Source organism: Flavobacterium sp. FlaQc-49 (assembly GCF_044005985.1).
GTDB classification, from domain to species: domain Bacteria; phylum Bacteroidota; class Bacteroidia; order Flavobacteriales; family Flavobacteriaceae; genus Flavobacterium; species Flavobacterium cupriresistens.
In genome coordinates, this window is the sequence record NZ_JBIPCS010000006.1 from 264580 (window position 1) to 280417 (window position 15838).

17 protein-coding genes are annotated in these 15838 nt (G+C 34.2%); 4 read left to right on the plus strand and 13 right to left on the minus strand.

The genetic code is table 11. The annotated features are described in order from the left end of the window. Nucleotides 1–105: 105 nt before the first annotated feature. Nucleotides 106–1002: a cyclase family protein gene (locus ACHRV3_RS14515; RefSeq protein WP_395435079.1), complete on the plus strand. Its 897-nt coding sequence runs from the start codon at nucleotides 106–108 to the stop codon at nucleotides 1000–1002. 190 nt (nucleotides 1003–1192) lie between these two features. Here the strand turns inward: ACHRV3_RS14515 and ACHRV3_RS14520 are convergent, their stop codons facing one another. Continuing rightward, on the minus strand, nucleotides 1193–1408 hold the full coding sequence (locus tag ACHRV3_RS14520; RefSeq protein WP_395435078.1) for a hypothetical protein: 216 nt from the start codon (nucleotides 1406–1408) through the stop codon (nucleotides 1193–1195). 70 nt (nucleotides 1409–1478) lie between these two features. Then, nucleotides 1479–1748 carry a hypothetical protein gene (locus ACHRV3_RS14525; protein WP_047773416.1) on the minus strand — a complete coding sequence of 90 codons (270 nt, stop codon included), beginning with the start codon at nucleotides 1746–1748 and terminating at the stop codon, nucleotides 1479–1481. Between the two features lie 126 nt (nucleotides 1749–1874). Between ACHRV3_RS14525 and ACHRV3_RS14530 the strand changes: the two genes are divergently transcribed. After that, nucleotides 1875–2201, plus strand: a complete 327-nt coding sequence (locus ACHRV3_RS14530) for a helix-turn-helix domain-containing protein (RefSeq protein ID WP_395435077.1) — start codon at nucleotides 1875–1877, stop codon at nucleotides 2199–2201. Nucleotides 2202–2573: 372 nt separating this feature from the next. On the opposite strand, the gene ACHRV3_RS14535 is transcribed toward ACHRV3_RS14530, so the two are convergent. Beyond that, on the minus strand, nucleotides 2574–3260 hold the full coding sequence (locus ACHRV3_RS14535) for a DUF4386 domain-containing protein (RefSeq protein WP_395435076.1): 687 nt from the start codon (nucleotides 3258–3260) through the stop codon (nucleotides 2574–2576). A 393-nt stretch (nucleotides 3261–3653) separates the two neighbouring features. Here ACHRV3_RS14535 and ACHRV3_RS14540 point away from each other — a divergent pair, with 393 nt between their 5' ends. Next, on the plus strand, nucleotides 3654–5003 hold the full coding sequence (locus tag ACHRV3_RS14540; RefSeq protein WP_395435075.1) for a hypothetical protein: 1350 nt from the start codon (nucleotides 3654–3656) through the stop codon (nucleotides 5001–5003). Nucleotides 5004–5859: 856 nt separating this feature from the next. Here ACHRV3_RS14540 and ACHRV3_RS14545 read toward each other — a convergent pair. After that, a complete protein-coding gene (locus ACHRV3_RS14545) occupies nucleotides 5860–6225 on the minus strand; it encodes a lipocalin family protein (RefSeq protein ID WP_047773410.1) in 366 nt (121 codons plus the stop codon). A 382-nt stretch (nucleotides 6226–6607) separates the two neighbouring features. Here ACHRV3_RS14545 and ACHRV3_RS14550 point away from each other — a divergent pair, with 382 nt between their 5' ends. Then, nucleotides 6608–7198 (plus strand): M15 family metallopeptidase, encoded by a 591-nt coding sequence (locus tag ACHRV3_RS14550; protein ID WP_395435074.1) that lies wholly within the window; start codon nucleotides 6608–6610, stop codon nucleotides 7196–7198. Here ACHRV3_RS14550 and ACHRV3_RS14555 read toward each other — a convergent pair whose 3' ends face one another. The 9 genes from ACHRV3_RS14555 to tsaD all read right to left on the minus strand — a co-directional run bounded on the left by ACHRV3_RS14555 (nucleotide 7199) and on the right by tsaD (nucleotide 15674). Further along, nucleotides 7199–7765, minus strand: coding sequence for a hypothetical protein (locus tag ACHRV3_RS14555; protein ID WP_230002470.1), 567 nt, complete (start codon nucleotides 7763–7765; stop codon nucleotides 7199–7201). Between the two features lie 2 nt (nucleotides 7766–7767). Further along, nucleotides 7768–8949, minus strand: coding sequence for a class I SAM-dependent methyltransferase (locus ACHRV3_RS14560; protein ID WP_395435073.1), 1182 nt, complete (start codon nucleotides 8947–8949; stop codon nucleotides 7768–7770). A 2-nt stretch (nucleotides 8950–8951) separates the two neighbouring features. Further along, the gene (locus ACHRV3_RS14565; RefSeq protein ID WP_230002468.1) at nucleotides 8952–10043 is read right to left on the minus strand and encodes an AI-2E family transporter; all 1092 of its coding nucleotides are present in this window, start codon (nucleotides 10041–10043) and stop codon (nucleotides 8952–8954) included. Nucleotides 10044–10156: 113 nt separating this feature from the next. After that, nucleotides 10157–11119 (minus strand): zinc metalloprotease, encoded by a 963-nt coding sequence (locus tag ACHRV3_RS14570; protein WP_230002467.1) that lies wholly within the window; start codon nucleotides 11117–11119, stop codon nucleotides 10157–10159. A 410-nt stretch (nucleotides 11120–11529) separates the two neighbouring features. After that, nucleotides 11530–12489, minus strand: a complete 960-nt coding sequence (locus ACHRV3_RS14575) for a zinc metalloprotease (RefSeq protein WP_395435072.1) — start codon at nucleotides 12487–12489, stop codon at nucleotides 11530–11532. A 159-nt stretch (nucleotides 12490–12648) separates the two neighbouring features. Further along, on the minus strand, nucleotides 12649–13143 hold the full coding sequence (locus ACHRV3_RS14580) for a TrmH family RNA methyltransferase (protein ID WP_047773395.1): 495 nt from the start codon (nucleotides 13141–13143) through the stop codon (nucleotides 12649–12651). A gap of 10 nt (nucleotides 13144–13153) precedes the next feature. After that, a complete protein-coding gene (locus ACHRV3_RS14585; protein ID WP_047773394.1) occupies nucleotides 13154–13792 on the minus strand; it encodes a DUF4159 domain-containing protein in 639 nt (212 codons plus the stop codon). A 146-nt stretch (nucleotides 13793–13938) separates the two neighbouring features. Continuing rightward, nucleotides 13939–14649, minus strand: coding sequence for a 16S rRNA (uracil(1498)-N(3))-methyltransferase (locus ACHRV3_RS14590; RefSeq protein ID WP_395435071.1), 711 nt, complete (start codon nucleotides 14647–14649; stop codon nucleotides 13939–13941). A 2-nt stretch (nucleotides 14650–14651) separates the two neighbouring features. Continuing rightward, nucleotides 14652–15674: a tRNA (adenosine(37)-N6)-threonylcarbamoyltransferase complex transferase subunit TsaD gene (gene tsaD / locus ACHRV3_RS14595; RefSeq protein WP_230002464.1), complete on the minus strand. Its 1023-nt coding sequence runs from the start codon at nucleotides 15672–15674 to the stop codon at nucleotides 14652–14654. Between the last annotated feature and the right edge of the window lie 164 nt (nucleotides 15675–15838).

The window sequence follows — 15838 nt, forward strand, 5'->3', positions numbered from 1 at the left end:
GTTTTTATAATTTTTCGATATATTTGTAAGTAACGCCAGTAAAAAAAAGCACTACTGAGAGCTGATAGTGAGACGTTAGAAGTACTAAATAATTGATAATTACTTATGGATAAAAGAGTAAAATTTGATTTCGAAATTTATTTCACAAACGGTGGAAGCATTAAAGGAGAAGACTTTCGACTTGACATTTCAGGAGATACAATTTCAGATAAAGAACTTGCCGATTATATCGTAGAAGATTTACGACTGCTTATGGTTGGGCAAACTAAAATACTGAATAAAGAGGTTTTTAACGAAGCACATAAAAGAAAGCCTGTTAATGAAAAATTAGGAACAGAACTACTAATTGATTTGAGCCACACTATTGAGGATGGACTTGTAACTTATAAAGGATTGCCGGCACCCATTGTTTGCGATTATTTGAGCAGAGAAAACTCAAAGCAGTTTTATGAAGAAGGCACTCAGTTTCAAATTGGAAAAATTGAAATGGTGACCAATACAGGAACCTACCTCGATTGTCCTTTTCACAGATTTGAAAACGGAAAAGATCTTTCTGAAATTGGACTGGAACATTTGGCAGATCTTGACGCAATTGTAATCAGAGTGCCCTTTACTGAAACGCTGGAAATAACAGAAAATGAATTGAAAAATTATGAAATAAGAAATCGGGCAGTTTTAATTCACACTGGTTGGGACAGTCATTGGAATACCGAAAAGTATTATGAGAACCACCCCTATCTTACAGAGGGAGCAGCCCGCTACTTAAAAGAGTGTGATGTTAAGCTCGTTGGTATCGACTCTCATAATATAGATTGCACCTCAGGAAAGACCAGACCCGTACACACGACGCTTTTGGGAGCCGAAATCTTAATTGTTGAGCACCTTTGTAACCTGTCTTTAGTACCAACAGCTGGTTTTACATTTAGTGCAATTCCCCCAAAATTTAAAGGAGTCGGCACATTCCCAGTGAGAGCTATGGCAAAGCTGACAAATAAAAGTTAAGCACTATATAGCCACAAATGGTAACTGTTCTAACGGTATTGTAACTTATTTATAAAAAGGCCTTTGATTGTTTCCGCTATTTAATGGTGGCTTATTCTTTTATAGATATCAAAAGAATAAGGCAGCTTTTTAAGATGCAATTAAGGGTCTTTTCTATTTCATAAAGCTTTTGCCGTTATACCAAAGCAGATTAAACGTAATTTAGCTTATAAAAACACTCGTTATGATATTTAGTTCCTTCAATATATTGTTGAGGTGACATACCATACAACGGCATACTAAGGTCAAAATAGATTCCTTTAATCCCTTCGGAGGCTTCCGGGCTATTTTCGCAGGAAGCAAATTGTTTTTTATGTAATTGTGTAAGAACTGAAGAATCTGTTTTTTCTAAATTTCTGTTTGGCATAGTTGGAGACTTTAAGTAGTTAAATGCTGATATTCATTTTTTGAGAACCAAACCGTTTTGTACTTACTTTCTAAGTGGTTAAAACTTTAATTTTTTCAATAGCTATTTTATTATCGTTTGCAACCTCGACCAATGCAAGAAGAATATCATTCCTTAGAATTATTTTGTTTCTTACATTTCTGATAATTGTTTTACTAGGTGATTTATGACCTTTTTTAACTAAACATTCAATAGTTAATTCTACATAAGTATACGGTAAGTGCTCATCTATAAATTTGTAAGCTTTTTCGTTATGTGAATACTCATCTTTGATCTTATTATTTTTTATTAAATTTGACATATCTTTATTATTTATTACTTAATATGGTTATCGGAATTGTAAAAGTAAGAAAAATAATATATAAAAGATGTCTTTTATAATACAAAATGTACAAATAGTTCTAATTTATAACAATTTTGAAAGATTATGTATACTGAAAAATTAAGTAGATTTTTTAAAGGCAAAGGACTTAAGCAAAAAGAAGTTGGTCAAATTTTAGGCTTTAGTCCGGCAATGATTGGAAGATATCTACATGGAACTGCCAACATTAACTCAGAGTTTTTGATTAGTTTAAGTAAGAATTTTCCCGAGTTGGATTTGAATTCGCTTTTTATCGAGGATAAAAGGGAACTTGATGCTGTTGGTGAAACAGGGGCGAAGTATGAAAGTGCAATTCTTACAGATATTGTAGAAATTGAAGACAAACTACAATTGCTAAAGGAGAAATTAATACGTAGAAACCTCAAAGAGTAAAAAATAAGATATATGTTCGGATTCTTTCTCGCGTTTATGCGGTGTAGAAATCTGTGCCTATTGGAACAATCAGCCATTGTAAATGCTTCAACTAGTTGATTGGCCAGTAGTTTTTTTTCATTGAATGAGTTACGAAAAAAGTAGTTTTTGTAACCATGGTTTTTTTCGTGGACAAAACTATTTTTGTTCGAGTATTTGCCTGCAGCAGTTTCTGTAAGCATAGAACAATAGGCTATTTTTTTGCTGTGAAAGAATATAGCTTTCTCAGTATATTTTGCATTCCTTAACCATGAAAATGTTTATATTTTCGAACATTAAAAAATAAAGTGCAAGGGCAATTATACAGACAAGGAAAATAGTACTGCAGATTACTTATACAATACTATTGTTTTTGACTCCCTTTATCAAAAGCCATAAAACCATTGCAAGCTCTGCAGTCGCAGATGTTATACCCACCAGAATCCCTGTTTTAGAGTGATATTCCGGGAAAAGGATAAAAGCGGTAGTATCTATTAAATAAGATAAACCACCAAGAATTAAAAGTATCCCCAATATTTTCGGGATAAATTTTGATTTATAAACTAATTGTCCAAAAGGAATGAGCCAAAGCCCCCAGAAAATTCCAATGATAACATTTCCATTCCCATACATTTTTAAGCTCAACATCGCCAACGTATTTTGTTGAATGGAAGAAAAGTTGGTCATAAAGTTTTCTTTCAGAATCAGTAGTAAATAGTATTCATTAAAAATAATGAAAAAGGCAATCGGAACACCCACCAATACTAAAGCGACCAGAGTACGTGCCAAGTGCGCACTGACATTCTTAAATAGATTGTACAAAGTCAAAGCTAAAAAGACAAATACAGTTTGACAGACTAAGTCACTAAAGACTCCAAATCGAAAGAGTAATTCATGATCTAGAATATTCTTTGCCGTCAAATTGATGTCGTTACTCACAAACAATTGTGTTGGAACATACATAATTCCAAATGCACCCGTGATGGCAATTATTAAATACAATATACCGGCTATTCTTGCTGTTTTTTTGGCTGAGTTCATATTTTGAGTAGTTGGTTAAGGAGTAGACGACTACAATCGAAAAATGTTACAATCAGTTTTTTTAAGAACATTTTATCAATGTATCCAGATATGGAATACCCTATTCGCAATCGCCTTAGATGGTTTTAGTGACACAACGAACTTTGTTTGTGTTTAAATTACTTATAAATTAATTAAGTAGTAACGTAAATTAATAAAATCCTTTCAATTATACATAGATATGGTTTTGTATAATTAAATTTTACGAATTTTACTACAAATTAATACTTTTTTGTTCTGGATAGAAGAAAATAATGATTAGTAGTAGTTTAGAAAGTTTTATTTATCGATAGAATAGAATTCATAGAGGGTCAGAAAGATGGTGAGGTATAACTTAAAATAAAAGAGAGAGCAATGAGAACAATAATTACCAGAGTGTTTGTTTTTTTTACCGGTTGTATGATTCAGGCACAAATCGTTCAGAAAATAGGAAATAATCCGATGCAGCTTAATATCTCTGCCGCTTTAGAAGTGGAGTCTACCAATAAAGGCTTCTTGCCACCAAGAATGACGACAGCAGAAAGGAATGTTATTGTTTCTCCGGCAATTGGTTTGATTATTTATAATACTACAACAAACGTACTGGAAATATGGGATGGGAAGGTTTGGTACAATACTTCTGCTAGTGGACAGTACGTTCCGCTTGCAGGAGGTACTATGACTGGTTCACTATTATTGTCGGCAGACCCAACTTTAAATTTAGAGGCAGCTACTAAACACTATGTTGACACAAAAGTGGCAGCGGTTCCGGCAACGTCCGATGCAACCTCCACCGCGACAGGGAAAATACAATTAGCCGGAGATCTAGCAGGTACAGCTGCACTTCCGACAGTTAAAGCCGCTTCACTAACACAAGCAGGCAAAGTTCAATTGGCAACTGCAACAGAAACAACTTTGGGAACCTCCACAACAGTAGCGGTTCAACCAGCAGGACTGAAAGTGGAATTAGATAAAAAAGCACCCATTGTAGCCCCAACATTCAGTGGTGATGCCAAAGCGGTCACAGCATTCGAAGGTGATGATGACACTTCTATTGCGACAACCGGTTTTGTAACGACAGCTGTAACCAGTGGAAAAGACAATTTAGGAAATCATACCGCCACGCAAGATTTGAATATAGCAGGTAAAAACCTTATTATGAGAGATCGGGCAACAGCAAATACTAAAGAGTTTCAATTATATAAAAATCTTGGAAGATTTACGATTTATAATAAAGACCGAAACTTCGATGAACTCTTTATTGACGAAACAACAGGAAGAACTACCTTAAGTTCATTAGCAATCACAAAAGGTTCAGATCGAGCAACTCCAATAATAGGTCAGGTTGCAACTGCAGCAGATGCAAGCGGTAATGTAGTTTGGAAACCAACAACAGAAACGTATTTTATTTATACATCCAATTCAAGTTTTACTTTGTCGACAACAATTAGTCAAGTGGTTATGACAGATCGACTTGCGGTCAATTTATCTCTTTACTTGCCTAATAATGCTAAACCCGGTTTGTTGCACCGTATAATTAATTTATCCGATAAAACAGTTACTATTTATGCTGCTGATGATTCCGTTAGTGCACATGGTACTATAAATTATAACGTTTCTAATCTGAATCAATGGGAGTATACCTTACCAGGTTACCAAAAAGTAGAATTTGTTTTTTATGATAGTAAAGGAGGGTTGACTGTACCTTCTTGGTATACTTTTTAAATAAAATAAAATGGAGTATTACTTTATTTGAGTTGCCTTTCTGCTTTAACTCAGTGTCATTAAGTCAAAGATTATCAAAAAAGCCTCACGCAGATTTTAGCAGAATGAAAAAAAAAAATCCGCAGAATCCCCAGAATCTGCGAGAAAAAATAGCAATAAGTTAAAAACTATCAAAAAAAACTCACGCAGATTTTGACGGAATGAAATAAAGAAATCCGCAGCATCCCCAGAATCTGCGTGAAAAAAAACATTAAGTTAAAGATTATCAGAAAAAGCCTCACACAGATTTTAGCGGAAAGAAAAAAAAATCCGCAGAATCCCCAGAATCTGCGTGAAAAAAAATCATTAAGTTAAAGATTATCAAAAAATGCCACACGCAGATTTTAGCAGAATGAAAAAAACTCCCCAGAATCCCCAGAATGTGCGCGAAAAAAAGTCATTAAGTTTAAAGACTATCAAAAAAAGCCTCACACAGATTTTAGCGGAAAGAATAAAAAAAATCCGCAGAATCCCCAAAATCTGCGTGAAAAAAAAACATTAAGTTAAAGACTATCAAAAAAAGCCACACACAGATTTTAGCGGAATCAAATAAAAAAAATCCGCGGAATCCGTAAAATCCGCAAAATCCGCGTGAAAAAACAGCTCAACTTAATAGCACTAAACTAAAGAAGGAAACAGTCCAGAAGAATGTTTCCATTCTTCATAATAGTGCAAAAGTTTAGTAGCCCCCCAATTGATTGAATCAATTTAAACGACCTCTTTGATAAACCAATAAATCATTTAAAAAACACTGCGATTATAATTCAGAAAATGAGTCATAAAGGGGTTAATTCCAAATGTAAAATAACTGATAACTCTAATCGACTACTTTTTTATACTCAAAAGTACCCAATGATTCGTAAGTCATGACACGTTTCTGAGCATCAAAAGAATCGATTTGAAATTTTATAGGCATAAGAGTTGAAATGATGGTTAATTCGGAGTTATCATCAGAAAGTTTCCACTTGCCTTTTTTAATTTTGTCACCATTAATACTTTGAAATTCTCCGCCATCAGAAAAGACCTGATAAACCTGATCTGTTTTAAAGTATGACTGAATGTCTTTTTCTTTTCCGTTTTGCGTCCATTTTACCAGTTGCCATTTCCCAACAAGTTCTTTCGAAGTTTGTGAATAGGCCGAAAATCCAATTGTACAAAGTAATAGTAATAGCAGTTTTTTCATCGTTTTGAGGTTTAAATTGAAAAATTAAATTTACTGATTTTTACGAATTAATTGAGGCGATTTTAAGTAGAAAATTTTTGCTACTGATTAAGGATTAAAATGATTTGGCCTATTTTACAGCTCTCAAAGAAATTAGAGAAAATTAGTGTAATTCGTGGCAAAAATGCTCCTGATTTCAGGTCAAAAAAGTTATACTCTTTCTATAATTATAAATTTAAAGAGACCCTTAGAGTGCAGTCAGTAGCTTATTTTACGTGATGTCTGATGAAATTTTATTAAATTCGTTGCCGTCGGTCTATTTTTAATTTTGCAACAATCCATTATGAAGTGTTTATCCCTTAAAAAATTTCTCTTGTGTGGCGCTTTTTTCTTCGTTCTTTCAATGCAGGCACAGCTAGAATGTTATACTTCGGATACTGTTGTAGCCGACACAACGTTTGTCAATTTAAAAGACTATAGTAAAGAGTTTGTGTATGACATGAAATATGCTACTGAAGATAATTTCCTCAAAGCCAAAGTGTACGATTGTGCAGAATGCCTTTTGCGATTAAAGACAGTTCAGGCCTTAGTCTCTGCCAATGAAGATTTTATGAAAGACGGTTATAAAATCAAACTTTTCGATTGTTACAGACCTTTATCGATTCAAAAAAAGATGTGGGAGATTGTGTCAAATGCAGCGTATGTTGCTGATCCAAAAAAAGGCTCCATCCACAATAGAGGAGGAGCCGTTGATATTTCACTTGTTGATGCAACCGGAAAAGAACTGGATATGGGAACTCCTTTTGATTTTTTCGGAATTCAGGCAAGCCATAACTATACGAAACTTTCAAAAAAAGTACTTTCCAATAGAAAATACCTTAAAAAAGTGATGGTGCGAAATGGCTTTAATTCTTTTGACTCAGAATGGTGGCATTATAATTTAAAAACAGGTTTAAAAGATGCGGTTTCGAATCAGAAATGGAATTGCGAGTAATTATTCCACACATCTGATATTGTCCATGAAATAGGTATTTGGATGATAGGTTTTAGCATTCATTTCAGATACCAGGTCCGCTTTTAGAATATAATCTTCAGTGTTAGTTAAGTATTTAATACGCATAATCGAAACCGGAGATTTTTTGAGGTCTTCATAATTATCTTTTAGGAACATAAAAATACCGGTATTAACACGATTGTCAAAACCTTTTTCGTCATGAATAAGGGTACCGCAACTTTCTTGATTGATATGTTTTAAAGTAACGATTTTTCCGTTTTCCAATTGCAGATATACTTTTGAATTTGGATCAAAACAATTCGCTTTTATAAAGTCTTTGCTTTTTTGGATAAGTTGAAAATTTAAGGTTGGTAAACCATCTGTCTGCGCTAGTGTAAAGAAAACATAACTGAAGCTTCCTCCAAAGTACTTCTCGCTCATCAGGTATTCATTTGTTACTTTATAGGTACCAATGGAATCGTTTACGTTTGCGCTGTATTCGCATGGTTTTTGTGCAAATGCTGTAAAGGTTAATAGAAAAAAAGTTAGTGTAATTAGTTGTTTCATTGTTAAGTTATTTTTCTGCAAATTAAAACTATTTTGTTATCATTTTTATCAGTTGTGAAAAAACAATAAAGATTTCCTCCGTTTTTTATTTTCCATTTTTTTCTAATGTTTTCGACCGTGTCAGGAAAATTTCTTGTGGTAACATTTGCCTGCTGGTTTAACAATTCCGTTTTCATATCATTTTTGTTGTATGAAATGGTTTTTTCGATCTCAAAAACTCTTCCGGGAAAATCGATTAATTCCGTTGCGGTATACAAATGGGAATGTTTATGGAGTTTGTTTATTTTAAAAGCGGTACTAACTTCATCAAAACCACCCGATTTCATAATCGCCGAATTGGGTTCGTACAAATATTTTTGAGGTAAATGATAGGTCGGGAAATCAGTATCATGATCTAAAACAAATTCAAATGTTTCCGTTTTATCCTTTAAAATATTAGCAGTTTTAATTGTTATGGGACCTGAATAGTGATTGTGAATTTCAAAAAGTAACTCTTTGACTTCATTTTCTAGCGCAATAATATGAATGTTCTTTACAAATTTCAATTCAGATAAACCTGCTGAAATGTCTAATAGCGGAGCCGTTTTTATTAAAATTGAATTTGTTTTTTCGAAGTAAAAAGGAAGTAATTCGGGAACATTAGGCAAACAATCCTTCAGCATAAAAACCTTACCCTTTGCATCATTTCTTCGCGAGGGATCAATATACATCCAATCCCATTTTTGATCGGATTCGCTTAGAACAATAGTAGAATCTGCCGCATAAAAGCTGCAGTTTTTAACGCCCAGTTGTTTGAAATTATGTTGTACTATAGCCGATAAATCTGCATTGATCTCACAATGTGCTATCGTTTTGAAATTTTTTGCAAAATAATAGTCATCTACCCCAAAACCTCCTGTAAGATCTATTAAGGTGGCTCCGGAAATCAAAGACGTTTTATAGACAGCTGTTTTTTCAGATGAAGTTTGTTCTACTGAAATTTTACTCGGATAAATAATATTTTCCGTAGAAAACCAGGTTGGCAGTTTGTCTTTTGCCTTAGATTTGGCTTCAATTTGATTTAAAATTAAAATCCAGTCCACTTCCGGAAACGGATTTTTCTGGAGTGCTAATTTTGAAATCGAGACACCACTATTTTGAGTTATAAAGTCTTGAATAGGTTTGCTTAAAATAGAAGTGTTCAATGCTAAATTCTTTCGGTTAATACGGAGACAATTTTGTTGTTAGGAAAAAATTCTTTTAAAATTACTTTTAGCATTGTAAATACCGGAATAGCGATGATCATGCCGACAATTCCAAAAGTAATTCCACTGATTAAAATAACCAGAAATATTTCTAACGGGTGCGAATTTACACTTTTTGATGAAATTATAGGTTGACTGATGTTATTATCAATGGCTTGAACAACCAAAAATCCTATGATTACATAAATGGTAGTAGGTAAAATTTCGGATTGAAAGTCTTTACCAATTAAACTGATCATCGTTAGAATTCCTGCTAAAGTGGTTCCTATAATTGGACCCACATACGGAATCACGTTTAAAATGGCGCACAAAAATGCGATAACAAATGCATTTTTATTTCCGAAAATGATCAGAACAATTAAATAAAGGATAAATACTACGGTTAACTGTAATAACAAACCAACAAAATATCGGGTTAGTAAATGGTTTATTTTAGTAATCGAATTTAGAATTTTATCCTCATTGGTATCTGGAAGAACCCTTCTGGCCTGATCTTTAAAAGTATCCTGATCTTTGATGAAAAAGAACGTAATAAAGAATACAGAAACCAGTCCCATCCCCATATCAGCCATGAATCCCATAATGGAGTTTATAAAACGGGTAAAATAACTAAAATCGAACATGGAAGTTATTTTAGATTCTTTCAGTACTTTATTTAAATCTACATGTTGAATGTTAAAATAGGTTTCGATACTTTTTTCGGTCTCTACAAATTGCTGCTGCAAATGATTGGTGTCTAATAAAGACAGATTGTTAGCCTGAGAAATGATTAAGGGAACAAAAAGCAGTATAAAACCAACCATCATTAGGATAAAAAATAAGATCGTGGTTGATGCGGCTAACGAATTGCCGAATTTTAATTTATTTTTTAAAAACTGAACCAAAGGGTTTGCAATCAGGCACAATATCAGGGATATACAGAGGTATACGATTACGGTTTGTATTTCGTATAAAAAGTATAAGAGTGCTCCGGTAATTAATATGGTAGCAAGAGCTCTTAAAATTCCGTTAGATATTGTTTTTGATGTGATCATGTTGGGTCTTTAAAGTTCAAGTAAATATAAGAAAAGCTTTTTAATTTAATAGGAAACATAAAAAAAGCGGGATGAAACCATCCCGCTTTTAAGTATATTTTTCAATTTTTGGTTTAGATACCAAAAGCTGCTCTTGGTCCACCAGTTACAAAAATAGCAGCCATTCTGTTTTTTTGTCCAGTAGAGAACATGTACATACCAGCATCGTCAGTATAGTCCATGTAGTTCATTGTCATTTCTACAGGAGTTCCAGAACAAGTGCTTAAGTGTGGGTAAGCAGGTACTCCGTAGTTTGCTGTATTGTGCGTTGGTGTATCAGATACTAAATCGCTTCCACAATTTGCATCTCCCCAGATGTGACGTAAATTCATCCAGTGACCCACTTCGTGAGTACCAGTTCTTCCTAAATTGTAAGGAGCACTTCCAGAACCGGATAATCCAAAATATTTTGTATCGATTACAACACCGTCTGTAGCAGAAGATCCTCCAGGAAATTGTGCATATCCAAGGATTCCACCACCAATTTTACAAGCCCATAAGTTAAGTTTTGTTGTTGGAGTTGTTGGGTTTAAACCACCTTGAGCTGTTTTTTTCATAGCATCATTAGTTCCCCAAGAAGTTTTTGTTGTAGATTTTCTGTTAATTTTATCTAAAACAAACGAAATTCCTACATTCGCTTTCACACCTGCAAATAGCGCTGGTACACTATTGTAGTCTGAATTTAAAGCATTAAAATCTTTGTTTAAGACATCAATCTGAGATTGAATTTGTGCATCAGAAATGTTTTCTGCAGCAGTTTTGTATAAAACATTTACTACAACAGGAATTTGCACTTTACCGTTTACCAATTTGCCAACACGGCCACTTAGAAGTTGTTCTGTAGTAAAAGCTTCAATTTGATTCATTCTGATCGCTAAAGTTGGATCAGCTTTTAATTGAGCTGTTAATACGTCTTGCGATGCACATCCGCGAAGGGCAATCGCACTAGCTTCCGGGTTAGAAGCTTCAGTTGTTTGGTCATTTTGACATGAAAACAGCAAAAGTGCTGTAAATGCAGATAAAAAAACTTTTTTCATAATAAAAGGGGTTTTTGTTATATTATTGTTGATTAGTTAAACAATATGGCAATTTTATAACTAAATATTTATTGTAACAAAAATTTTACAATAAATATTTTGTGAGAAATTTACAATCCCTTGTATAGTCTAGTTCTTACTAAAAAAAGTGCAATTTTTTTAAGGTGTTATTTCTTACAAATTGATATTTTTGATTTCTATAACGTTCATTATGCATTTGTTAGCGAGTCAATTTATAAGAATAATCGGATGGGTAAATTTTAACATTTTGAGCTGAATTTTTATCCGTTTGACTTCTTTTGAAAGTGATTTTATTATTTTTAGAAAGTCCCGTGCTTTTATTACAACATACCCGATAAAAAAAAGCGAGATGTCATACATCTCGCTTTAAATTTAATTCTTTTGTTATTTTATAGGGCATAAGCAGCTCTAACACCACCAGTAGCAAATATAGAAAGCATTCTGCTTTTTTGTCCATTAGAGAACATATACATAGAGTAGTTATTAGTATAATCCATGTAGTTCATCGTCATTTCTACAGGAGTTCCCGCACAAGTGCTGTAGTGTGGATAGGCCGGTGCACCGCTATTTGAAGTATTGTGAGTAGGAGTGTCCGCTACTAAGTCGCTTCCGCAAGTTGCATCTCCCCAGATGTGACGTAAATTTGCCCAGTGACCTACTTCGTGAGTACCAATTCTTCCTAAGTTGTAAGGAGCATTTGCTGCACCCGATAATCCGAAGTTTTTCGGATCAAGCACTACGCCGTCAGTTGCAGCTGAACCTCCCGGAAATTGCGCATAACCAAGAATTCCTCCACCAATAGGGCAAGACCAGATATTAAGTTTTGTTGTAGGTGAAGTTGGGTTTAAACCACCTTGAGCTGTTTTTTTCATAGCGTCATTAGTCCCCCAAGAAGTTTTTGTAGTAGATTTTCTGATAATCTGATCTAATACAAATTTGATTCCTACATTGGCTTTTACGCCTGCAAAAAGAGCCGGAACACTACCGAAGTCTGAATTTAAGGCATTAAAATCTTTGTTTAAAACATCGATTTGAGATTGAATTTGTGCATCTGAAATGTTCTCTGCAGCGGTTCTGTAAAGTACATTTACTACTACATGAACGGTAACAGGACCTGCCATTGCACGACCAGTTGGATTTGCAAGTGCTTGTTTAGCCGTAAAGGCTTCAATTTCGTTCATTCTGATAGCCAATGTCGGATCAGCTTTTAGTTGGGCTTCTAATACTTCTTGTGTGGAACATGCCAGACGATCCTGGGCAGCAGTTTCTACTTTTGAAGACTCAGTTTGATCATTTTGACAAGAAAGCATCAAAAGAACTAATAATGATGATAATAATACTTTTTTCATAATAATAGGGGTTTTTTGTTATAATTATTGGTTTTAGTTAAACAATAATGCAACTTTATGACAAAAAATTATTGTAAAAAAATATTTACACCAAAAAAATATGTAAGAATTTTACAATCCCTTATATAGCGTAGTTCCTACAAAAATAAAACGAAATTATTAAGAAGTAAATTCATACAAAGCAATACTCGCCGCTTGTACAACATTCATACTGCTGTTGTTCCCAAACATATTGATGTGAACAATTTGATGTGCTATTTTTAATAATTCGTCTGAAATTCCATCAATTTCACTGCCTATTAAAAGAGCAATTTTTTTGTTTTCCGGAATTTGGACTTCTCTAAGAGGTTTACTATTGCTGGCAATTTCCAAAGCAATAATTTCGAAGTCGTTTTCGATTAAATAAGGAATTAAATCGTCTGTTTTTTCAATTATACTATGAGGTACATGAAGATGTGTACTTCTGGAGGTTTTGTTTATCTTTCGGGGTGTCAGGGGGATGTCCTTTCCTAAAAAGATAATGTTTTCCACTCCAAAAGCTTCTGAAATTCTAAAAAGGGAACCAATATTCTGCTGAAAATAGATATGATCGCACACTAAGGTTATCGGAAACGTTTTTCTTTCAAATTGATTTTCTTCGTGAGTTAGCTGCACTTCTTAAGGATTAGTTGGTAAAAATATAATTGATAATGTTTGCTCCCATTTTTAAAGCTTTGTCTCTAACGGCAGCAGGGTCGTTGTGTACTTCGGGGTCTTCCCAGCCATCACCTAAATCACATTCGTAGGTATATAACAAGACTAATTTGTTGTCAATAAAAATTCCGAAAGCCTGCGCACGGGTTCCATCGTGTTCATGAATTTTTGGAAGTCCGTTGGGAAACGGAAAAGGCTTTTGAAAAATAGGATGATTAGCCGGAAGTTCAATCAGATTATTGTTGGGGAATATTTTTTTGATTTCTTTTCGAATGTATTGATCCATTCCAAAATTATCATCAATATGAAGAAAACCGCCACCGGTTAAATAATTTCTTAAATTACTTACATCGCTGTCGCTGAAAACCACATTTCCGTGTCCCGTCATATGTACAAACGGGTAGGAGAGTAAATCAGGATTACTCGGTTCAACCGTAGAGGGTTTTGCTTTTATTCGGGTGTTGATGTTTGCATTGCAAAACTGAATTAAATTGGGCAACGAAGTAGGGTTTGCATACCAATCGCCACCACCACTGTATTTTAATAAAGCAATTTCCTGAGAAAAAGAAGAAACAGAAACGAGTAATAATAAGTAGAGTATTTTTTTCATACAAGTATAAATTATTCAGGTATTTTCCCTTTAGCATGCATTATTCTTGTCGTTTCGACGAAGGAGAAATCGCACTGGCTAAACACACAGTTGGTGATAATTTGGATATGATTTCTTCTTCGTCGAAAGGACAGAACTAAATTTATTTATGATTTTTCATTAAAAAAAACAACACTATGGCAGGCAACAATTGCTGCTGTTTCAGTTCGCAAACGGGTATTGCCCAAAGTAACAGGTTTAAAATCGTTTTCTAAAGCCAAAGCAATTTCTTTTTCTGAAAAATCTCCTTCAGGACCAATCAGTAAAGTTACATTCTGGTTGGGTTGCAATACTTTTTTGAGTGACTTTTTATCCGTTTCTTCGCAATGGGCGATCAATTGTAGACCTTCCTTTTTTTGTTTAATGAATTCCTTAAAAGAAATGGCAGGATTTAACTTTGGTAAAAAAGTTTCATTGGATTGTTTCATAGCCGAAAGAATGATTTTTTCAAATCGTTCCGGATTTATTGCTTTTCGCTCTGAGCGATCACAAAAAACAGGAGTGATTTCCTGAATTCCAATTTCAGTGGCTTTCTCTAAAAACCATTCGTAACGGTCATTCATTTTGGTCGGTGCCACAGCCAAATGCAAATGAAATTTAGGTTTATCCGCTTTTTTTACAGAAAGAACCTGAACCGTACATTTGTTGTCGGAAGCCAAAGTAATTTCTGTTTCAAACAAAAGACCGACACCGTTTGTAACATGTAAAATGTCCGAATCTTGTTTGCGCAAAACTTTTATAATGTGTCGGCTTTCTTCTTTGTCAAAAGAAAAGCTTTCTGTAGTTTCGTCTATATTCGGATTGTAAAATAATTGCATAATTAAAATTGAATTCGCGCTTTTGAAACGACAGCAGAAGTTTCAAAACGATTTGATAAATATTTTTGATAGCCTACAATCCCAATCATTGCGGCATTATCTGTGGTGTATTCAAATTTGGGTACAAAAGTTTTCCAGCCATATTTGCCTTCACTTTCTTTTAATCGGGTTCTGATACCTGAATTTGCCGAAACACCGCCACCAATTGCGATTTGTGTGATTCCGGTTTCTTTAACGGCTAATTTTAATTTGTCCATTAAAATTTCGATAATCGTATATTGTATAGAAGCACAAATGTCATTTAGATTTTCTTCAATGAAATTTGGATTTTCTAATTTTTTCTTCTGAATAAAGTATAGAATGGCCGTTTTTAATCCCGAGAAACTAAAATCCAGTCCCGGAACTTTTGGTTTTGTAAACGCAAAAGCTTTCGGGTTGCCTAATTGGGCATATTTATCGATAAGTGGTCCACCCGGATAAGGAAGGCCAAGGATTTTGGCGCTCTTGTCAAAAGCTTCTCCCACCGCGTCGTCTGTGGTTTCGCCAATGATTTCCATGTCAAAGAAACCGTTTACTTTTACAATTTGTGTATGTCCGCCACTAATCGTTAAAGCCAGGAAGGGAAAATCGGGTTTATCAAAACCTTCTTCGTCTATAAAATGCGCTAAAATATGAGCATGCATGTGATTCACAGCGATTAGCGGAATTTGTAATGCAAGTGATAACGATTTGCTAAAAGAACTTCCCACCAAAAGAGACCCCATCAGACCAGGTCCCTGGGTAAATGCAATGGCGGTTAACTGTTCTTTTTGTACATTTGCCTTGCGAAGCGCAGCGTCAATTACAGGAACAATATTTTGTTGATGTGCTCTTGAGGCCAACTCAGGAACCACACCACCATATTGATTGTGAATTAGCTGATTGGCAACAACATTGGAGAGTACTTTATCGTTATGTAAAACTGCAGCAGCAGTATCATCGCAGGAACTTTCGATGGCAAGAATAAAAACCTCTGAATTTTGCATATAAAGGCACGAATTTTGGATTATATTTGACAAATCAAATTTCTAAATTTCTTTGATTGCAGTAAACGCCAAAATTAAAGAAATTTTATCAAAACAGCCGTCCTTTGTCTGTTCAAAATAAAATTAAAAGAAAACTAAAATTATAGAGCTATCAGAAAAGTAAA